Source organism: Paracoccus rhizosphaerae (genome assembly GCF_026162645.1).
Taxonomy (GTDB): domain Bacteria; phylum Pseudomonadota; class Alphaproteobacteria; order Rhodobacterales; family Rhodobacteraceae; genus Paracoccus; species Paracoccus rhizosphaerae.
The window spans coordinates 1-20,316 of the sequence record NZ_JAOTBE010000060.1 but is presented as its reverse complement, the minus strand read 5'-3'; the positions used below and the strand labels follow the sequence as shown (position 1 = coordinate 20,316).

General features: G+C 64.1%; 18 protein-coding genes and 1 pseudogene. 6 read left to right on the top strand and 13 right to left on the bottom strand.

Translation table 11 applies throughout. The features are described 5' to 3' along the window. Nucleotides 1-116: 116 nt before the first annotated feature. The 10 genes from OC184_RS16080 to OC184_RS16035 all read right to left on the bottom strand — a co-directional run bounded on the left by OC184_RS16080 (nucleotide 117) and on the right by OC184_RS16035 (nucleotide 12,059). Nucleotides 117-1,511 carry a M20 family metallopeptidase gene (locus OC184_RS16080; RefSeq protein ID WP_265508186.1) on the bottom strand — a complete coding sequence of 465 codons (1,395 nt, stop codon included), beginning with the start codon at nucleotides 1,509-1,511 and terminating at the stop codon, nucleotides 117-119. Nucleotides 1,512-1,522: 11 nt separating this feature from the next. After that, the gene (locus tag OC184_RS16075; RefSeq protein ID WP_265508185.1) at nucleotides 1,523-2,503 is read right to left on the bottom strand and encodes an ABC transporter ATP-binding protein; all 981 of its coding nucleotides are present in this window, start codon (nucleotides 2,501-2,503) and stop codon (nucleotides 1,523-1,525) included. Next, nucleotides 2,500-3,486 (bottom strand): ABC transporter ATP-binding protein, encoded by a 987-nt coding sequence (locus OC184_RS16070; protein ID WP_322630217.1) that lies wholly within the window; start codon nucleotides 3,484-3,486, stop codon nucleotides 2,500-2,502. Before OC184_RS16070 ends, OC184_RS16075 begins: the two co-directional genes overlap by 4 nt. Next, nucleotides 3,486-4,394, bottom strand: coding sequence for an ABC transporter permease (locus OC184_RS16065; protein ID WP_265508184.1), 909 nt, complete (start codon nucleotides 4,392-4,394; stop codon nucleotides 3,486-3,488). Before OC184_RS16065 ends, OC184_RS16070 begins: the two co-directional genes overlap by 1 nt. A gap of 3 nt (nucleotides 4,395-4,397) precedes the next feature. Beyond that, on the bottom strand, nucleotides 4,398-5,315 hold the full coding sequence (locus OC184_RS16060; RefSeq protein ID WP_265508183.1) for an ABC transporter permease: 918 nt from the start codon (nucleotides 5,313-5,315) through the stop codon (nucleotides 4,398-4,400). 64 nt (nucleotides 5,316-5,379) lie between these two features. After that, nucleotides 5,380-6,897 carry an ABC transporter substrate-binding protein gene (locus tag OC184_RS16055; RefSeq protein ID WP_265508182.1) on the bottom strand — a complete coding sequence of 506 codons (1,518 nt, stop codon included), beginning with the start codon at nucleotides 6,895-6,897 and terminating at the stop codon, nucleotides 5,380-5,382. Nucleotides 6,898-7,139: 242 nt separating this feature from the next. Next, nucleotides 7,140-7,406 carry a hypothetical protein gene (locus tag OC184_RS16050; RefSeq protein ID WP_265508181.1) on the bottom strand — a complete coding sequence of 89 codons (267 nt, stop codon included), beginning with the start codon at nucleotides 7,404-7,406 and terminating at the stop codon, nucleotides 7,140-7,142. A 158-nt stretch (nucleotides 7,407-7,564) separates the two neighbouring features. Then, on the bottom strand, nucleotides 7,565-8,743 hold the full coding sequence (locus tag OC184_RS16045) for a pyridoxal phosphate-dependent aminotransferase (protein ID WP_265508180.1): 1,179 nt from the start codon (nucleotides 8,741-8,743) through the stop codon (nucleotides 7,565-7,567). A 12-nt stretch (nucleotides 8,744-8,755) separates the two neighbouring features. Next, nucleotides 8,756-10,762 (bottom strand): alpha/beta hydrolase domain-containing protein, encoded by a 2,007-nt coding sequence (locus tag OC184_RS16040; protein WP_265508179.1) that lies wholly within the window; start codon nucleotides 10,760-10,762, stop codon nucleotides 8,756-8,758. A gap of 1 nt (nucleotide 10,763) precedes the next feature. Continuing rightward, on the bottom strand, nucleotides 10,764-12,059 hold the full coding sequence (locus OC184_RS16035) for an NAD(P)/FAD-dependent oxidoreductase (protein ID WP_265508178.1): 1,296 nt from the start codon (nucleotides 12,057-12,059) through the stop codon (nucleotides 10,764-10,766). A 73-nt stretch (nucleotides 12,060-12,132) separates the two neighbouring features. Here OC184_RS16035 and OC184_RS16030 point away from each other — a divergent pair, with 73 nt between their 5' ends. Further along, nucleotides 12,133-12,510, top strand: coding sequence for a RidA family protein (locus OC184_RS16030; RefSeq protein ID WP_265508177.1), 378 nt, complete (start codon nucleotides 12,133-12,135; stop codon nucleotides 12,508-12,510). Nucleotides 12,511-12,530: 20 nt separating this feature from the next. Here the strand turns inward: OC184_RS16030 and OC184_RS16025 are convergent, their stop codons facing one another. Next, nucleotides 12,531-13,520, bottom strand: a complete 990-nt coding sequence (locus OC184_RS16025) for an ABC transporter ATP-binding protein (protein ID WP_322630216.1) — start codon at nucleotides 13,518-13,520, stop codon at nucleotides 12,531-12,533. Then, nucleotides 13,513-14,523 (bottom strand): ABC transporter ATP-binding protein, encoded by a 1,011-nt coding sequence (locus tag OC184_RS16020; protein ID WP_265508176.1) that lies wholly within the window; start codon nucleotides 14,521-14,523, stop codon nucleotides 13,513-13,515. The genes OC184_RS16025 and OC184_RS16020 overlap by 8 nt, the downstream gene beginning before the upstream one ends. A gap of 119 nt (nucleotides 14,524-14,642) precedes the next feature. Between OC184_RS16020 and OC184_RS16015 the strand changes: the two genes are divergently transcribed. The 5 genes from OC184_RS16015 to OC184_RS15995 all read left to right on the top strand — a co-directional run bounded on the left by OC184_RS16015 (nucleotide 14,643) and on the right by OC184_RS15995 (nucleotide 20,138). Further along, nucleotides 14,643-16,247 (top strand): ABC transporter substrate-binding protein, encoded by a 1,605-nt coding sequence (locus OC184_RS16015; RefSeq protein WP_265508175.1) that lies wholly within the window; start codon nucleotides 14,643-14,645, stop codon nucleotides 16,245-16,247. A 46-nt stretch (nucleotides 16,248-16,293) separates the two neighbouring features. Then, nucleotides 16,294-17,268: an ABC transporter permease gene (locus tag OC184_RS16010; RefSeq protein ID WP_265508174.1), complete on the top strand. Its 975-nt coding sequence runs from the start codon at nucleotides 16,294-16,296 to the stop codon at nucleotides 17,266-17,268. Nucleotides 17,269-17,272: 4 nt separating this feature from the next. After that, on the top strand, nucleotides 17,273-18,178 hold the full coding sequence (locus OC184_RS16005) for an ABC transporter permease (RefSeq protein WP_265508173.1): 906 nt from the start codon (nucleotides 17,273-17,275) through the stop codon (nucleotides 18,176-18,178). Nucleotides 18,179-18,187: 9 nt separating this feature from the next. Next, nucleotides 18,188-18,877 (top strand): GntR family transcriptional regulator, encoded by a 690-nt coding sequence (locus OC184_RS16000; RefSeq protein ID WP_265508172.1) that lies wholly within the window; start codon nucleotides 18,188-18,190, stop codon nucleotides 18,875-18,877. Nucleotides 18,878-19,004: 127 nt separating this feature from the next. Further along, entirely contained in the window at nucleotides 19,005-20,138 is a 1,134-nt protein-coding gene (locus OC184_RS15995) for an aminotransferase class V-fold PLP-dependent enzyme (RefSeq protein WP_265508171.1), read from the top strand. Between the two features lie 80 nt (nucleotides 20,139-20,218). On the opposite strand, the pseudogene OC184_RS15990 reads toward OC184_RS15995, so the two are convergent. Then, nucleotides 20,219-20,316 (bottom strand): annotated as a pseudogene (locus tag OC184_RS15990) (IS5/IS1182 family transposase); the annotation flags it as partial.

The window sequence follows — 20,316 nt, the reverse complement described above, 5'->3', positions numbered from 1 at the left end:
TGAACAGTGAGCCCGTCATCTTGTCCGTTCCGCGCATCGCCACCTCCGTCCATCCAGTGGTGACGAGGAATCATGTTCTGCGATGAGCGTCGAGGCCCGACTTTTTTAGCGGCTTGTTAGGTCTCGCCGAGATCCCAGAATAGCCCCGCCATGATTCTCAGCCCTTCCTGCACAATCGTCTTCGGCAGATGCTCGTCGGCTCCGTGCTGACGGCAACCTGGGTAGGAGTGTGGGACCCAGATCGTCGCCAACCCGAGCGTGTTGGTGAAAATCGCATTGGGAAGCGAGCCACCTAGATTTGGCAGAACGACAGGCGGCTGTCCCATTGTCCGCTCAATGGACGCGATCGCAAACCGGACCCAAGGTCCGTCCAGGTTCGAGCGGCTTGCAGGAAACGAGGCGTCCGGCGACGGACCGATCTGCACACGCTGCAGCCCCATCTCGTCCAGCCGGCGCCTGACGGCGGGGACAACTGCATCGGTATCCACGCCGACCGGGTGACGCAGCTGCAGCCGCGCCTTCGCCCAGGGCGGAATGGCATAGAGCGGCTTCTGGATGTTGCCGACCTCGATCTCCATCACCTCGAGCGTCGACCACGCGTACACCCGCTCGGCCTGCGTCAAGCCGGGCGCGCCCCACCAAGGGTCCAGATCGGGGTCGCCTTCGGTCGTCTCGATCACGCAGTCCTTCAGCGCGGCCCTGACATTGTCGGGGATCCGGCCCGGCGTCAGTTCTGGAAGCAGACATTCGCCCGTCGGGCCGATGAGTGCTGCAATCGCATGCGCCATCTCGACCCCCGGATTGGCAAGCAAGCCCCCCCAGTTGCCCGAGTGGTGATAGCCGTCGCGCGCGTCCACCTGCAGATGGATGTTCATGCCGCCGCGCGCCCCGAGAAAGATCGTCGGCTTGTCCAGCGACATGCGCGGCCCATCCGAGGCGATCAGCACATCCGCCGCCAGATCTGCTGCATGTTCCTTGCAGATGGCGTCCAAGGCCGGGGAGCCGTATTCTTCGCCCATCTCGACCAGATACTTAAGGTTGAAGCCCAGCTTGCCCCGGACTGCCAGAACCGCCTCGAGTGCGGCCAGATTGACCGAGTGCTGTCCCTTGTTGTCGGCGGTGCCGCGCCCGTACCACTTACTGTCCCGCTCGGACATGGTGAAGGGCGATAGGCCATCGCTCCACATCTCAGGAACGCCGGTCACGACATCGCCATGACCATACATCAGGACCGTCGGACGCGAGGCATCCTCGATCCTGGTTGCCAGCAGGAACGGTCCCGGTGCCGCGTCGTGGCGCAGAAGCCGGCAGTCGAAGCCCAGCTTCTTGTATAGCGGGATCATCTCGTCCGTCATGTACTTGTCGAGATCGGGCTTGTGCGCCGCCTCGCGCGAAATGGTGGGCATCGCGACCCGGCGGGCCAGATCAGTCTCGAACCGGCCGGAAGCCAGATGATCCAGCGCCACGGAGATCGCCGTGTCGCGGCTTGCAGTCGAGGTGTTGTCGTTCATGTCCGGGCCTTTCACGCCGCAGCACCGCGGGGCGTCATTTCGGTCAGGTGGCAGGCGGCGCCGCGGCCTTCGGCCGGGACCGGCGTCGGCGGGATGGTGCTGCACGGCTCGAACGCGCGGGGGCAGCGCGGGTGGAACGGGCATCCCGGCGCGGGGCGCAGGGGGTTGGGAAAGCCGGGCCCAAGCGCAAGTTCCGGCACGCCTGCATCGGGTGCCACCGTCAGCACGCTGTCCAGAAGCGCGCGTGTATAGGGATGCTGCGGCGCGTCGAAGATGGCATCGACCGGCGCCTTCTCGACCACGCGGCCCAGATACATCACCGCGACATGGTCCGCGATATGTTCGACCACCGACAGGTTGTGCGAGATGAAGACATAGGTCAGCCCGAAGTCCGCCTTCAGCTCCATCAGCAGGTTGAGGATCTGGCTCTGCACCGACGCATCCAGCGCCGAGGTCGGCTCGTCGCAGATCACGACATCCGGCTGCATGACCAGCGCGCGGGCAATAGCCACGCGCTGCCGCTGGCCACCCGACAGCTCCTTTGGATAGCGATCGGCGAAGCCTGCCGGCAGGCCGACGCGGTCCATCAAGGTGCGGGCTCTTGCCTCCTGCTCGGCGCGTGAGCCTATGGCGTGCACCCTGAGCGGCATCGTGACGATGTCCAGCAGCGTCTTGCGCGGGTTCAGCGAGGAAAACGGGTCTTGGAAGATCGGTTGAACGCGGCGCGCAAAATCGACACGCCGCAGATCCGCGATGGGGCGACCATCAAGCCGCACCTCGCCCGAGGTCGCGGGAAGAAGCCCAAGCAGCATCTGCGCCAAGGTGGACTTGCCGCAGCCGGACTCTCCGACAATGCCAAGCGTTTCGCCGCGCTGCACGCTCAGATCGACGCCATTTACGGCTTGCAGCGTCGCCTTCGGCTTGAAGTGGCCCTGGCTGACCCGGAAGCGCCGGTGCAGATTCCGCGTCTCGAGGATCGGGGTCATGCTCATCTTGTGGTCCCTTCCAGCGCGGGCGCAGGGGCATCATCGACGCAGACCCACCGATGCCCTTCGGCGCCGCGCGTCGGCACATGGCTTTCACATTCCCTGCGGGCCAAGGGGCAGCGGCTGCGGAAGACGCAGCCCTCGATCTGGCCGACAAGCGATGGCACCACGCCGGGGATGGTGCCCAAGGGCGTGCCGCGCGCGGTCCGGCCGGGCTGCGGAATGCACTCGATCAGCGCCTGCGTGTAGGGGTGCCGCGGTGCGCCGAAGATCTGCGCGGCCGTTCCCTCCTCGACCATGGCACCGGCATACATCACCATCACGCGGTCGGCGATCCGCGACACGAGGCCAAGATCATGCGTGATGAAGATCACGGCGATCCCCAGCTTCTGCTGCAGGTCACGCAGCAGCCGCAGGATCTGGGCCTGAATGGTGACGTCCAGTGCCGTCGTCGGCTCGTCCGCGATCAGCAGCTTGGGGTCGGTCATCAGGGCCATCGCGATCATGACGCGCTGACGCAGCCCGCCCGAAAGCTGGTGCGGATACTGGCCAAGACGCTCGGCGGGCGACCCGATGCCGACCAGATCCAGCATCTCGACCGCCCGCGCCCGGGCGGCGGCACGGCTGCCGCCCTTGTGGTGCAGGTAGGCCTCGGTCAGCTGGTCGCCGATGGGAAAGGCGGGGTTCAGCGCCGTCATCGGCTCCTGGAAGATCATCGCCATCTGGTTGCCGCGGATCCTCCGCGCCTTGCGACGGTCCGAAAGGTCCGTGTCAGCAAAGTTCAGCGTCGCGGCCGAGCGTTTCGCGACACGCGGCAGAAGGTCCATCAGCGCCAGCGAGGTCATCGACTTCCCGCAGCCGGACTCGCCGACGATGCACAGCGTCTCACCCGCATTGACCGAGAAGGTCAGGCCGCGCACCGCCCGCAGGGTTCCGCGCGGCGTCGCGATATCGACCCGCAGGTCATCGACCGTCAACAAAGCGCCCATCAGCCCCTCCCGTCCGGCGAGATCAGGTCACGCAGCCCGTCTCCCGCGAGGTTGATCGCGAAGACGAGCAGTGCAAGTGCGGTTCCCGGGATGGCGATCAGCCAGAAAGAGAAGAACATGTAGTTCTTCGCCTCGGAGATCATCAGGCCCCAGCTGGGCGTCGGAGGCTGCACGCCCAGCCCCAGAAAAGACAGCGCCGCTTCCATCAGGATGGCTGAAGCGATTTCAATCGTGGCGATGACGATCAGCTGCGGGGCAAGGTTGGGCAGGACCTCCCGAGTCAGGATGTAGAAGGTCGAAGCGCCGGCCGCCTTGGCCGAATTGATGTAGTCCAGCCGGCTGATCTGCGCCGCCGTGGCCCGAACGACGACAGCAAAGCGGTCCCATTTCAGCAGGCCAAGCACGATCACCACGATCGTCACCGACCCACCGAAGATCGCGACGATCGCCAAGGCCACCAGAATGATCGGCAGCGACAGGCGCACCGTGGTCAGGAAGGTCACGACCATGTCCACGCGGCCGCCGAAATAGCCGCCTAGCAGACCAAGGGTCGTGCCGATCACGCCGGCGATGGCCACGGCAGCAAAGCCGATGAACAAGGAAATGCGCGCGCCGTAGATCAGCCGCGACAGGTAATCCCGGCCAAGCTGGTCGGTCCCGAGAATATGCTCCCAGCTGCCGCCATCGTACCAGACGGGGGGAACGGTTCTGGCTGCGATGTTCTGGACAAACGGGTCATGCGGCGCCAGCAGCGGCGCGAAGATCGCAATCAGGATCATCAGCACCACAATACCGCCGCCCACGAGAAGAGAGGGTTGCTCGGCGATGCGGCGCAGCGACAGGCGCGAAGGGGACTTCATGCTGGCACCAGGGGTTGGGATGCTGGCAGTCGGCGTCGTATCTGTCATGTATCAGCTCACTCTCAGGCGCGGGTCCAGCCAGGCATTCACGACATCGGACAGAAGCGTGAGCACCACATAGACCAGCGACAGCAGCAGGACGACGGCCTGCAGAACGGGGAAGTCGCGATATCCGATGGACTGGTAGGCCAGGTAGCCCAGCCCATCGAGCGCGAAGATCGACTCGATCACGACCGAGCCGCCGATCAGCAGGCCCAGCTGCACAGTCACGAGGCCGACCACCGGCACCAAGGCGTTTCGCAGCGCATGTTTCAGAACGACCTTGTGGCTCGGAATGCCCTTGGCACGGGCAGTGCGGACGTAGTCGTTCGACAGGGCGTCGATCATCCCAGCACGCACGAGGCGCATAAAGGGCGGGGTGATGTAGTAGCCCAGGGTCACGGCTGGAAGGATGAAGTGCTGCCAGGTCTGCGCCCCTGACGCGGGAAGCAGGCGCAGATGGATCGCAAACAGCATCACAAGGCACAGCGCCAGAAAGAACGACGGCAGCGCCTGGCCCAGAAGCGAGATTCCCGAGCAGATCCGGTCGATCCAGCTTCCCGAATAGACGGCCGCAAGAACGCCAAGCGGCACAGCAAGCGTCAGGGCGATGGCAAGCGACATGATCGCAAGGATGACGGTGTTGCCGATCTTCGACACGATCAGTTCGGCCACCGGACGCTTGAAGAAGTACGACGTTCCGAGGTCACCTTGAAGTACATTCGCGAGCCATGTCAGGTACTGGACGACGACGGGCCGGTCGAGCCCGTGCGTCCGGATGATGATGGCGATGTCTTCCGCACTTGCGCCTTCGCCGGCCAAGGCGCTCGCGGCGTTGCCCTGCACACGCAGCAGCGCAAAGGCCAGCACCGACACGCACAGCGCGACCAGTACGGCAAGCCCGAGCCGTTTGAGGATGTAGATCAGCATTTCGGCAGTTCCTTCCGGCACTGGTGTCTGCCGGGCACGCTGTACCCGGCAGCGGTAGGTCGATCTATTGCCAGCTGTATTCCCAGAAGCGCAGGATCTCGTCCGGGTAGGTCTCGAACTTCAGGCCCTCGGCGCCGGCGTAGTAGACCGGCAGCGTGAACATCGGGACTGCCAGAGCCTCGTCCGCGATCCGGCGCAGCGCGGTCGCATATAGCTCTTTCCGGGCGTCGGGGTCCATGACGCTCTCGGCTTCGGTCAGGATCTCGATCAGTTCGGGGTCGCGGTTGTTGTCGTCGGGCTGGCCGCCGAAGTAGACGGGGGTCGAGGCCGACAGATCGTAGATCGAATACGAGCCCCAGGCATTCTGCGCCAGATCGACTGAAGCCGACCGCATCGCGTCGCGCATCGCGGCGGGTTGCATGTAGTTCAGCTCGACCGTCACGCCCACCTCTGCAAGGTAGTTGATGATCGCTTCCGAGATATGTCGCTCGCGATAGGCATGCAGTCGCAGGGTCAGACCGTTGCCATAACCCGCCTCGGCCAGAAGGGCGCGCGCGGTGTCGGGGTCATAGTCGTATGCGGTGACCCCCTCCTCCGTACAGCCGAACTGGTCGATGAAGCAGACCGCGTTGATGACGTTCGATCCCTCGCCCACGAGATTGGTCGAGATCGCCTGCTTGTCGATCGCGTGGTTCAAGGCTTTGCGGACCCGAATGTCCTTCAACGCCTCGTTGCTGCTTTCATCGGAGGTGGCGATCTGAAGAAAGACGATCCGCATCGTCTCACCGCTTTCGACCGCAACGCCCGGCATCTGGGCCAGCATCTCTGCCTGATCACGGGGCAGGCCCATCGTCAGGTCAAGGCCGCCGGACATCAGCTCGGCGATCTGGGTCTGTTGATCCGGGATCGTCCGGATCGAGATGCGGTCAAGCGAGGCCGGGGTCTTGAACTCGCTGCCGACATAGTCCTCGTTCCGCGCCAGAACGATTTCCCCGCCGGCGCTGTAGCTGTCGAAGCGGAACGGCCCCGTGCCCATCGGAAGCGCCTGTTCGGTCGCGCCGGCCGGGCCGGAATAGTAGCCGTCCGGCACGATCGCCAGCTGGCTGGAAAGGAATTCCATCGCCGCCGGGCTGGGGCCCTTCGTGTGGATCCGGACCGAGTAGTCGCCCGTCTTCTCGACGCTGTCGATCCAGTCAGCGATCTGCTGCGATACGATGCGGTTCGCCGGGTCCGAGACGTAGGACAAAGTATAGACGACATCGTCCGCGTCGAAGCTGGACCCGTCGTGGAACGTCACGCCCTCGCGCAAGGTCAGCTCCAGCGTCTCATCATCCGCCCATGTCCAGTCGGTTGCCAGAAGCGGTTCGAACTCGCCGGTCTCAAGGTTCCGGATGACCAGGGTGTCCCACACATTGCGGCCAAGGATGACGCCCAAGCGCAGCGTGGTGAAATAGGGATCGGGGCTCTCGAGCGCCTGATCATAGGCGAAGCGCACGGCGTTATCGGCCTGCTGCGCCGCGCCTTGGGCGGCCGTCAGCCCCATCATCGCAGTGCCAAGCAGTAGGATCTTGTGCAGGGTCATCTGTACCTCACTCTGTGTCTGCGCCCTGCCGGATCTTCCGCCTGGCTTGAGCTGCTTGTCCGAAGTTGATCAAACGATACCTATGAGTTTCAAATACACAATAATTTTTTACTGGTGTGGCAAGATACTCGGTATTCGCTTACTTCTCAGGCCAAAAAGAACTTTAGGTATGGGAGGAGTTTCGTTGGAAAGACAAGCCGTCACAGCTGGTAGAGTGACGGCTTGACCCTTGCCCACCTTCCCTAGCGGTCACGGCGTGCTGCCATAAAAAGAGGCAGAAGCTTCTGCGCTTCTGCCGCGAGAGCCGCCATACCTTCCGAATCCAACCGGCCCTCAGGCAGCGCAAGATTGACCTGCCCCTGCAGGCGGCCGTTCGCATCCTTCACGGGCAGGTTCAAGAGGCATAGAAACCCGCTGTCGATCAACTTGTCGGCCTCGGCGAACATGGCCCGGATCTGCAGCTCACCCTCAAAGCATTGCGGCGCGGCTTCGGCCTTCATCTGCGCCATCGCCGGGGCATTCGCAAACCGCTTCCGCCCTACGGGCGACACGAAGGCAGGGTCCGACGAATACAGCCTTTCGGCGTCCTCCGCATGGTGCAGCAGCGCCGTGGTGCAGCGACAGCCGAACGCATGTTCGGCCATCTGCGCGAAATAGTCGAAGCCGCTCATGCTTCCACGCCCTGCAAGGCCGAGACGAAGCTTTTGATGCGGCTCATCGCCTGCTCGGCCGTGTCGTGGCTGATCGAGCCGAAGCAGACGCGGATGTGCCCCTCGCCCGTCGCGCCATAGAAGCTGCCCGCCTCGACGACGACGCCGGTCTTTTCCAGCAGCTGGTCCGCGAAATCCTGCGCGGCCAGGCCCGTGCCGGAGATGTTCGGGAAAGCGTAGATGGTTCCTTCGGGCCACTTGCAGGTGATCCCCGGCATCTGGTTCAGGCTGCTGACGACGATCTGCCGCTTCTCGGCATCTTCAGCAATCAGCGCGGCCAGGATCGCGGGATCGCCCTGCACCGCTGCCAGCGCCCCCTCCTGGATGAAGGTGTTCACATGGGTGACGTCGTTCGCCGTGATCTTCAGCAGCGCCCCGATCGCGGCCTCGGGCGCGACCATGTAGCCGATCCGCCAGCCGTCCATTGCGTAGCTCTTTGTGAAGGCGAAGAGAGAGACGGTGCGCTCTTCCATCCCCGGAAGGGACGCGATGGAAATATGCTCCGCGTTGTCGAACAGGATGTCTTCGTAGACCTCGTCCGACAGAACGATCAGGTCATGCTTGATCGCAAGGTCGGCCAAGGCCTGAAGCTCGTCACGCTCATAAACGCGTCCCGTCGGATTGCACGGGTTGATCAGCACGATCATCTTGGTGCGGTCGCTGATCTTCGCTTCGATGGCAGCGGGATCGATCCCGAAGTTGTTCGCAGCGTCCAGCGGCGCGAGGACAGGGGTCGCGCCGGCCAGCTCTACCTTCCCGATGTGCTGGGGATAGTAGGGCTCGAGCAGGATCGCCTCGTCCCCGTCGTCCAGAAACGCCATGATCGCGGCGTAAGAGCCGTGGGTCAGGCCGTTCGTGACGATGATGCGGTCCGCCCCCACATCCATACCGTTCTTCCGGCGCAGCTTGTCGGCCAGAGCCTCACGCAGGTGCCGCTGCCCCGGAAGGTCCGAGTAGTGCACCTTCCCATCGCGAATCGCCTGGATCGTCGCGTCCTTCACATGCTGGGGTGTATCAGCCGAGGGTCGGCCAAGCTCCATGTGGATCAGGTCGTCCCGCCCCGACGAGGCCGCCTTCTGATACATCCCGAAGGACTTGGGCGAGGTCTGGGTAATGCGCTTGGCAAGGTGTTTCATCGGTATGCCTGTTCAGATGCGGTGAATGTGATTGATGGCGCCGTAATTCTGCGCCAGCTGAAGGAAGCGCGCCCGCGCCTCGGGCAGCAGGAAGCCGTCGGCGATCAGGCGGTCCGTGGCTGCCATGATGGCATCCGTGTAATGCTGTGCCGTGGGATAGGTCGCGGTGATCGCGGGCCGAGGGTCGCCCGTCAGCGCCGCCTCCTCGGAGGTCTCCGGGAACGGAATGTAGCTGCCCATGAAGGTCAGCATCATGCCATGCCCATGACCGGGCGCGCGGATGTTCCAGCCGGTGTAGGTGCCAAGCGGCGCCTGCACCATCGGCGCAAGAAGTCCCGCCGAGTCATTGCCCACAGCATCCGGCGCCGTCACCAGAACGGCATATTGATCCTGCGTCACCTCTTGCGGATGGGCGATTGCGGCGCCGGCCTCGAAGCCCGGACCATAGTCGATGCGCGGCAGATCATTCGCCCGCAGCGGAACGATGGTTCCGGGAAGATCCGGGAACCGGTCACGATAGGCCTGGACCGTGACCAGCGTACCATCCGCAACCGTGGGGATGCGCGACGGCGGCGGCGCGGCGCCAGCCACGATCCAGCCGCGCATCATCTGCAGCGTCGCCGGGAAGAAGGGCGCCGTGTAGACATTGTTGAAATAGTCCCGACACGGCCCCTTGACGGGCTTTCCGGCACGGGTATCGGCCCAGTGCTGGGAGCTGCCCCAGCTGTAGATCCGCACCTTCTCCGGCTGCGGCAGGTCATTGCCTTGCGTGTCGGTGTGCACCAGCGATCCGCGGCGGTACCAGTATTCCGAGGCTGTGTGCGTATGGATCACGAACGGGTCCGTTGTCGGATGACGCAGGATGGCGTCCGTCTTGCCGGTCAGGTGATCGGTGCTTTCCGCATACGAGAACGGGAACTGGTCCGACGGGTTGTGATTGTCCTCGTGCTGCCGGGAAGCGGCGACGACCAGGTTGGTGTAGCGGTTCATGTTGGTTTTGCCGCCGCCCGCGATGTGAGGCAGCATCCCCTCGAACACCTGCCGGCCCTGATGGTCCGCGTTGAAGCCCCGCCACAGGAAGTCGCGGATCGCGCGCCCGGACTGGGACCGTCCCCACCCGATCGCGTTGCGGATGGTGCCCGCCAGCGGGTTGCCCTGCTGCCCATGACGCAGAAACGCGACAGTTTCGGAAACGATGAGAAAGCCGACATCCAGCGCCAGCGCGTCGGTGGCATCGTATTCCAGCTCATACAGCCAGCCGGGCTTGAACCCAGTGAACAGGTGGATGTGGCGGCTGCAGGGAACGATCGCCTGCTCGGCTGCCATGATGTCGCCGCCGCCCAGACCCGCCGCGTCGCCGTCGATCCGCTCGAACGCCCAGGCCGAGGACGGGATCTCCTCCCGCGGGCTGCCGGGATACCGGCGGCGGGTCAGGCGGGCCTTCGTGGTGTCCAGCGAGGCTGCCGGATAGCTTCGGGTGCCGGTCTTGGTCGACAGGGGCAGAAAGCGCGTCCTTTCATCCTCGACGATGAACTCGGCTGCGATGCGGGTCGGGGCGTCGTCGGTGAAGCCCGGCAGATCTGCCGTCATGCGCCCGTCGCCCCGCAGCACATCGCCCTGCCAAGCCACGACGACCAGCGTATATCCCTGCCGCATCAGCCAGCCATTGCCCGCATCCGCCGCGTTGCGGGGATCGTTGCCGGGGGTGCCTTCGTTGAAGAACTGCAGCGCCCGCTTGTTGCCGCGGTTGATGAACTCGAACAGCAGCGTGCCATTGCCACGGGCCGGGTCCTGCGGTGCCAGGATGAACAGGTCGGACGTCGCGCAGATGCGGCCGACCTTATCCGTCGTGACGGCATCGCGCTGATAGAACCCGTCCGCTCCGATATCCTCAGGACGGATTGCAAGATGGGCGCGACCCTTGATCAACCGGTAAGGGCCGGTTTCGCCAAAGCCTGCGCCTTCCGCGAAAGGCTCGTCGCTGCGAAGGTCCAGGGATATGATTTCGGTCGATGTCATGTCAGTTCCTGTCTCGTGTCAGCATGTCCGTCAGACGCGCCTTCATCAGGCCAGCGGATGCGGCGAGTGGCGTCAGTCCATGGAAAGGAATGCGGCGCAGCGGCCGGACCGGCACGGGCAACTGCTCTGGCGGCGTGCCGAGGACGGCGTCGGCCAGCACGCGCCCCAGCTGGGCCGTCATCGCGATGCCCCGGCCATTGCATCCGATCCCCGCGAAAGCGCCCTCGCCCAGACAATGAACACGCGGCAGAAAATCCGGGGTCATCGCCGCCACGCCGGTCCAGGTCACCTCGAGTTGCGGCGGCTGATCCAGCCTCAGTTCGCTCGCGAGGCGCTTGAGAATGGCCTGCCCCAGCCTCTGGCGCGCACCAAGCGGCACAGCCGCCATGCCGCCCGAGATGAGCCGGTTGTCCCGGTCAAGCCGGTAGGTGAACAGGTTCTTGCGCGTGTCGCCGACGGGCCGGCGGTCGGGCGCGACGCGCGCCACGGTGGCGGCATCCAGCGGCCGCGTTGCCACCTGGTAGACCCGCAGGGGAACGGTCGCCCGTCCAAGCTGGCCCGCCGCACCCATGGTGAAGGCATTGGTGCAGAGAAGCACCTGCGCCGCATAAAGGATCTCTCCACTCTCGAACTGCAGCCGCCAACCGTTTCCGCTTTTCCGAAGCTCTACGACTGGCGCCCGGGGGACAATGGTGGCGCCGTGGCGCTGCGCGCTGGCAGCAAGTCCCAGAAGGTAATCGAGCGGGTGGATGGTCCCGCCGCTCTCGTCCAGCAGAGCGCCATCATAGATGGACATGCTTGTCTGCTGTTGAATCTGCTGCCGGTCAAGGAAGCGAACGGACCTGCCGCGCGCGCGCCACTTGGCGGCACGCGCCCGCAGCATCTCGGCGCTTGCCTTGCCGGCGGCCGGGTTCAGCCAGCCGGTCTGGGCAGCGTCGCATGAGATGCCCTCTTGCCGGATCAGGTCGAAGACCGCATCCGCGCCGCCCCCGACCAAGTCCAGAAGCGCTCCGCCCTTCTCTGCGCCCAGTGCCTTCTCCACGGCATCCGGATCGGCCAAGGCGAAGTTCGGCACGACGAAGCCGGCGTTCTGGCCGCTCGCCCCCTCACCCAGATCGGCTGCGTCAACAATCGTCACGCGCTTGCCGGCCTTGGCAAGGTGATAGGCAGCGGTCATCCCCGTGAAGCCTGTGCCAATGACCGCAACCTCGGCGTGGTCGGGCAGGTCCTGCGTCCTCAGCGGTGCGGCACGCGACGTCCGACGCCACAGCGTGTCCTTATGTTGACCCGTGACCATCAGACGCTGCCTTGACGATCATGCACATGACTGCAAATGATCGTTTGATCAAATATACAGATGGAGATTCGACATGCGCTATGCAATTTCATCAGGTTCAGCTTTCGAAAAAATCGGCGGCTATTCGCGTGCAGTGGTCGATGGACCTTGGGTCTTTATCTCCGGCACCGCAGGGTATGTGGAAGGCGAGGTCGATGCCGACGATGCAGTTGCCCAGACCCGCAAGTCGCTGGAGATCATCGAGGCGACGTTGGGGGAAGCCGGCGGCACCCTGAAGGATATCGTGTCGCTCCGGGTCTATGTCGCCCGCCGCGAGGATATTATTCCGATCGCCAAGCATCTTGGCACCGTTTTCCGCGATCCGCGCCCCACGAACACGACCGTCATCTGCGGTTTCGTCAACGACGAGATCAAGGTCGAGATCGAAGTGACCGCGCGACTTCAGCACTGAGCCAAGCGAGGAGGTCGCGTTCATGCGATCTCCTCCGCTCGAAGGCAGGCGACCTGACGCCCGTCAAGCGACCTCAGCGCAGGAACGTTCTGCGCGCATTGCGCCTCGGCATGGCGGCATCGCGTCCGGAACGGGCAGCCGCTTGGCGGATTGGCGGGATCGGGCAGTTCTCCCAATGGCGGCGGCGCATCCGTCATCGGACCAAGCGCCGGAACAGCCTCCATCAGCATGCGCGTGTAGGGGTGGCGCGGCCGCTCGAAGATGCGATCGCGCGGTCCGATCTCGACGATGCGGCCGAGATACATGACGGCCACGCGATCGGCGATATGGTCCACCACGCCCAGATCGTGCGTGATGAACAGGTAGGACATGCCGAACTGGTCCTGCAGATCCTTCATCATGTTGAGGATCTGGGCCTGCACCGAAACATCCAGCGCCGAAGTCGGCTCATCGCAGATGATGACCCTGGGCCGGGTCGACAGCGCGCGCGCGATCGCGATGCGCTGGCGCTGACCACCCGAAAACTCGTGCGGATACTTCTCGGCATCCTCGGGGGACAGCCCGACCTGGGTCAGCAGCTCCGCAACACGCGCGGCGATCTTGGCGCGCCCCGACTCGATCCCGAGTACGCGAATCGGTTCGGCAATGGATTCTCCGGCCCGCCAACGCGGGTTCAGCGAAGAATTGGGATCCTGAAAGACCATCTGCACATCCCGCCGCTCGGGCAGAGAACGGCGGGCGATCACGTCCATGGACTGGCCGCGATAGCTGGCGACGCCGTCGCTCGGCGTCTCCAGGCCGGCGACGCAGCGGGCGATGGTGGATTTTCCGCAGCCGGACTCGCCGACAAGCGCCAGCGTCTCGCCTGGCATCAACTGGAAGTCGACACCGCGAACGGCCCTGACCTGCCGCGGCTTCCTGCCAAGGAGACGGTTCAAAAACCCCGCCTCGGCGCCGTAGGTGCGCCCGAGGTCCGCCACGTCGATCAAGGGTGTTGCCAGCTCAGACATCGCTCGCCTCCCGGTTCAGCGGGTGAATGCAGGCCGCCTGATGATCCTCGGGCCCGGACATAGGCGGCACCGCCTTGAGGCATCCGGCAGTTGCGAGGGCACAACGAGGCGAGAACGCACAGCCCTGCGGCAGGCTGCCGGGACGCGGCATCGCCCCCTGCAGCTGCGGCAGGCGGTGCTGGCGCTTGCCGATCTGCGGGATCGATTGCATCAGCGCCGACGTGTAGGGATGCCGCGGCCGGTGCAGGATCTGCGCGGTGGTGCCGGTCTCGACGATGCGTCCGGCATACATCACCGCCATGCGGTCGGTGGCTTGCGCGATGACGCCCATGTCATGGGTCACCAGCGCCGCCGCCAGCCCCTTCTCTTGGCAGAGACGGCGGAACAGTGCGATGATCTGCGCCTGGATTGAGACATCCAAAGCTGTGGTCGGCTCGTCCGCAAAGAGGATGTCCGGCTCTCCTGCAAGGGCCAGAGCGATGACCACGCGCTGTCGCATGCCGCCCGAGAACTCGTGCGGGTATTGGCTCAGCCGCTTCGTTGCTGCTGGAATACCCACCTGCTCCAAAAGGGACACGGCCTGCGCCTTGGCGGCTTTGCCACGCGCGGCTGTATGCCGCTCGATCGTTTCGATCAGTTGTGCGCCGATGGTGAAGACGGGATTGAGCGACGTCAGCGGGTCCTGAAAGACCATCGCAATCCGCTTGCCGCGAATGTCGGCCATGCGGCGTGGCGACAGGGTGTCGATTCGGTCGCCGTTCAGCCGCACCTCTCCGCGCGAAGCTGATAGCGGAAGGCGAAGCAGACCGGCAACGGCATTGCCGGACATAGACTTGCCGGCGCCGGATTCCCCAACAATGCCCAATATCTCGCCCGCGCGCAGATCATAGGACACGTCGCGGATGATCGGCAGATCGGCCCCGCGGCGCTTCAGCACGACATCCAGTCCCCGCACCGTCAGCACCGGGGATCCAGCGGCAGCCTGGGTCGTGAACACGGACATGAACCAGCCTTTCCTGATGCTTCCTTGAACAAGACATGCCACATACGATCATCAGATGTAAATATCGTTTGATCAACGCTAGTTTTGTGGCAAGGTGGCGCTACCAACAGGAGACGATGATGCCGAAATCCCATTCTCTCATCCTTGCAGGTCTTGCGTTGACGACGGTGCTGGCGCAGGGCGCCTTTGCCGAAAACCTGCGCTACGCAGGCGCCACCGCCCCGCTGACATTCGACCCTCACGCCACGAACGACTTCGTCACGACGGCAATCGCCCGGCAAACCTATGAGAGCCTGATCGAACTCAATGCCAAATCGCAGCTGGTGCCGGGTCTCGCGACGCAATGGGAGTATATCGACAATGCCGCCTGGCGCCTGACCCTGCGCGAGGGCGTCACGTTCCACGATGGAACGCCTATGACCGCCGAGGACGTGTCCTTCTCAATCATGCGTCAGGCCTCGTCGCCGCGCTACAAGTCGCTCTTCGGTCAGATCACCGAAGCCAATGTCGTCGATGCGACCACAGTGGACATCGTCACGGCGCAGCCGGATGCCGTCATGCCGGTCAAGCTGTCGCTGCTGTTCGTCATGTCGAAAGCCTGGGCCGAAGCCAACGACGTCGTGGAGGTCCCTGACCTGGGGGCGGCGTCGAGCGAATCCTATTCGCTGCGCCATGCCAACGGCACGGGGCCGATGAAGCTTGAACTGCAGGTCCCCGGCGAGCGGACGGTGTTCGTGCGCAACGACGACTGGTGGGATGACTTCACCGGCAACGTAGACCGGGCCGAGTATGTCGCGATCACCTCGGCCCCGACGCGGTTGGCCGCGCTTCTGTCCGGCGAGGTTGACCTGATCACCGACGTTCCCTTGCAGGACGTCGTGCGCGTCGAGGAGACCGCCGGTTTCAAGGTGGCCGACGGGCCGCAGCGCCTCTATATGGGGCTCGAGATGGATGGGACGCGCGACGTTGCGCTGGCGTCCTTCGATAAGAACGGGCAGCCGCTGGACAGCAATCCGTTCAAGGATGTCCGGGTCAGGCGTGCGATCGCCCTGGCGATCGACAACGAGGCGATCGTCTCGCGCGTCATGCGCGGATATGCGCGTCCCATCTCCATGCCGGCCGCGCCGGGGTTCCAGGGCTATGCCGAGGATCTCGAGAAGGATCTGGGGGTCGATCTGGAGGAATCGAAGCGGCTGCTTGCCGAGGCCGGCTATCCGGACGGTTTCAGGACGACCCTGAACTGCCCGCTGGAACGCTATGTCAACACGGAAGAGATTTGCCGCGCGTCAGCGTCGCTTCTGGCGCGGGTCGGGATTGAAGTCACCGTAAACGGCATGGTCTGGCCCGAATTTGCACGGATGCTGGTCAACGGCCCGGACAGCTCGTTCCACCTGATCGGGGCACTTGGCAATTCCGGGGACGTTCAGGACGTCTTCGGGGCCATCCTCCACACCCGCGACGACGAAAGCGGGCTGGGCCAGCAGAACTGGGCCATGTGGAGCAATACGGATTTCGACGCTGTGTTCGAGAAGCTGGTATCGACATTCGATCCCGACGAGCGTGCCGCCCTCTATCGTGAAGGGCTTCGGATCGCCCAAGAACAGCAGCACGCGATCTACCTGCACCAGCCTTTCCTGATCTGGGCAATGGCGGACAAGGTCGATGCGTCGGTCCGCGCCGACAGCGCGGTCGTCCTGAGCGACGTGACGGTGGGAACGGAGTGACCTCTGCCCTGCCGAAAGTCATAATGCCGCACGGAGAGAAGCGGACATGAACCCGGTCTATTTCGCCAGACGCGTCGGCCATGCGGTGTTGGTCGTCTTCATCGTCAGCCTGATCGCCTTCCAACTTGGAGAGGTGATTGGCGATCCGGTCACGGCAATCCTCGGCCTCGATGCGCCTGCTTCGGCGCGCGAGGCGCTGCGCGAGCAGATGGGTCTCGATCAGCCTTGGCCGGTGCGCTATCTCGCCTTCATCGGCGACGCGCTTCAGGGCGAGTTCGGCATGTCCTATCGCGCACAGCGCCCGGTCGCGGACATCATCGTCGAGCGGATCCCAGCAACTGTCGAACTTGCCATCTCGGCCCTGATCCTGTCGCTCTGGATCGGCATCCCGCTTGGCGTGGTTGCGGCCATCTGGCGCGAGTCCTGCTGGGCCAGCGCGCTGATGACCGGCTCGGTCGTCGGCGTGTCGCTGCCGACCTTCGTTGTGGGCATCATGCTGATCTTCGTCTTCTCGGTTCAGCTTGGCATGCTGCCATCCTTCGGACGCGGGCAGACTGTGGCGATCGGTGCGTGGCAGACGGGACTTCTGACGGCCTCGGGGCTAGCTGCGTTGATCATGCCCGCCATCTCGCTTGCGATCTCTCAGGTAGCGCTTGTCGCGCGCCTTGTCCGGGCCGAGATGCTGGAGGTGCTGCGGATGGACTATATCCGCTTCGCCCGCGCGCGCGGCATCCGCGACCGCGTCGTGCATTTCCGGCACGCCCTGCGAAACACCCTGCTGCCCATCATCACCGTCAGCGGGATCCAGATCGGCTACCTCATCGCTTTCGCCGTGGTGGTGGAACAGGTGTTCCAGTGGCCCGGCCTCGGCACGATGTTCCTTGCAGCTCTGACCGAGTCCGACATCCCGGTCATCACGGCGTTCCTGATGCTAATCGCCTGCCTCTTTGCCGGCATCAACCTGATCGTCGACATGCTCTATGCGCTTGCGGATCCGCGGGTTCGCCTGGCGGAAGGATGATGCGATGAGTTCGATGACAGGAATGCGCGACCATGTCACCGCGATGGCAACTCAACCTGCGGTGCTTGGCGCTGCGGCAATCCTGCTTGCGCTAGTGGTCGTCGCTGCGGCGGCGCCATGGTTTGCGCCCTCTGACCCAAGCGATCTGGCCTCGCTGGATCTTTTTGACAGCCACCTTCCCCCAAGCTGGCTGAATGGGGGGGACGCGCGCTATCTTCTGGGCACTGACAGCCAAGGCGCCGACCTTTTGTCGCTGCTGATGTACGGGCTTCGCACCTCGCTCACGGTGGGGCTTCTGGCGGTGGCGCTGTCGGTAACCATCGGGCTGCTTCTGGGCCTGATCGCGGGCTATGCGCGGGGCTGGGCCGACACGCTGATCATGCGGGCGGCCGATATCCAGTTCACCTTCCCTGCGATGCTTCTGGCCCTGCTGATCGGCGGGCTTGCCCGCTCAATGCTGCCCGTCAATCAGCAGGAGGAGGCCGCGTTCTTCATTGTCGTGCTGGCGCTTGGGATTTCGCACTGGCCGCACTTCGCGCGGCTGGTTCGTGCGGCGGTCATATCCGAGGCAGGAAAGAACTACGTCATGGCGTCGCGCCTGTCCGGGCGCGGACATGCAGGCATTCTTTTCCGGCACATCATGCCGAACTCGCTGAACCCTGTCTTCGTCCTTGCCACGATGGACATCGCCTTTGCGATCATGACCGAGGCGACGCTGTCCTTCCTGGGCTTCGGCATGCCGGCAAGCCAGCCCTCGCTTGGCACGTTGATCCGGGTGGGCTATGGATACCTGTTTTCCGGCGAATGGTGGATCGTCGCGTTTCCATCGCTTGTTCTGGTGACCCTGGTGGTCAGCGTGAACGTGGTTGGAGATTGGCTCCGCGACCGGCTCGACCCGAAGCTTAGATAGCAGGCATTCATGTTCACTTCCGATTTCAAGCCAGTCAAAACACGCCGGACGGTCCAGGACCAGGTCTATGACCAGATGCGCGAAGCGCTGGTCAGCGGCGCGTTCGAGGCCGGGCAAGCCTTCACCATTCCGGCTCTGGCCGAGAAGTTCATGACGTCGCACATGCCGATCCGCGAGGCCCTGCGACGGCTGGCGGCCGAAAACGCCTTGCGCATCTCACCGGCGGGAACCGCGACCGTCCCGTCGCTCGATATCGACGAACTGCGCAAGATCCGTCAGACGCGCCTGATCCTCGAGCCGGCTACCGCCGAAACGGCGTTCGACCTGATCACCGCCGACGACCGGACGGCCCTTGGCACGCTGATCGAGACGCATCGGGCCACCGGCGAAAGCGGGGACATCGTGGCGATGCTGGCCGCGAACCGGGCCTTCCATTTCCGCATCTATGCCGCGTCGGGAAACGAGGTTCTGGTCAGCCAGATCGAGAACCTGTGGCTACGCAGCGGCCCCTATGTCCGCTATTTGTCGGACAAGATGAGCGAGCTGCTTCAGACAAGCTACAAGACGGGCTTCACGAAGTATCATGAACAGATGGTCGCTGCGCTGGATGACGGCGACAAGGCCGGGTTCAAGGCCGCCATGGCCGACGACATCACCGCGACCCATGATCTGTTGCTTGAATTTTTGTCACAGGACTGAAGCCTGCAGGTAGCTGAAGCGCCGCTGTTGCACCAGATATGCTTTAGCCCTAAATTAAGTAACCGCGCCGCGGCCTGGCGGCGCGCGGGTCCGGCAGTTTTTGGGCAGAACCTGATCGAGGCAGCGCATGAGCGGATATTTCCTCTACCATTCCATTGGCATGTTTCCCGGCAAGTCCGAAGCGGTAGGTGCGGCCCTTGCAGATTACGCCGCAAGGTGGTCTGCCGAGGATGACGGCCAGTGGGGCTATGCGCTAGAACGGCAAGCTACGTTCCTGAAGCTTTGGGGGCAGGTGTTAAATGCTCCTGACGGCACCGTGGCGCAGGCGGAAAGCGTGACAGCTTCGCTTTACAATCTGGTCCGCGCCCTACCCGAGGGACGGCTGCGGGACGGGAAGGTCCTGATCGCCCAGGATTGCTTCCCGTCCCTCCATTTCCTGCTGGCCGAAGTCGTCCGCCGCCTGGGCGCAGAGCTTGTGACCGTCTCGCCTGCCGAGGGCGAGGCGTGGGTCAGCGACGATCGCATGATCGCCTTCTGGGATCGGAACGTGCGGCTGGCGCTGCTGACGTGGGTCACCTCGACCAGCTCTCACCTATCCGATCTGGAACGCCTGGTGCAGCACGGCGCTGACATGGGCAGCCTTGTCGGGGTCGATGTGACGCAAGGGATTGGCATCCGGCCGTATGACATCGCCCGGATCGGGGCCGATTTCACCATCGGCTCATCACTGAAATGGCTCGGCGGCGTCAGCGGCGCCGCCGTGCTGCAAGTCAGCCCGCAGCTGATCGAGGAATGCAGCCCCGAGCTGCGCGGCTGGTTCAGCCAAACGAACCCCTTCAACTGGGATCTGGACAGTTTTGCCTTTGCTCCGGACGCGCGCCGGTTCGGCAACGGCACGCCTTCCCCTCTGCCTGCCGTCGGCTCGATCCCCGGGCTGAGCTATGTGCTCGAGACGGGCGTCGAGGCGTTGGCAAAGGACAACATCCAGAAGACCGCGCGGCTGTGCGAATGGGTGCTGGCCGAGGGCCTGAGCCTTGCCTCGCCCGCAGCCAGCACGCAGCGTGGGGGCAGCGTGATGATCCGGCTGCCGGAGACGATCGATCCGCAGTCGCTGCTGGCGGCGCTCAGGTCCGAGGGGCTCTACGCCGATGCCCGTGGTGCTATCCTGCGACTGTCACCGGGGATCGTCACGGGCGTGGAAGCGCTTGAACATCTGACCACAACACTGGGCGCCCAGCTGGAACCGGGCGTAACGGCCTGACGATCAGGGGCGCTGATTGTCGTGGATTGCGTCACGCACCGCGCCGTAGGAACTTCACTAGGGTCAGGACTCGTTCTTGATCACAGCCAGAACATGACGGTCGCGGCCAATGCGATTGCGGAGAGGTAAGTCTCCGGGCACCTGTCGTAACGCGTGGCGACACGTCTCCAGTCTTTCA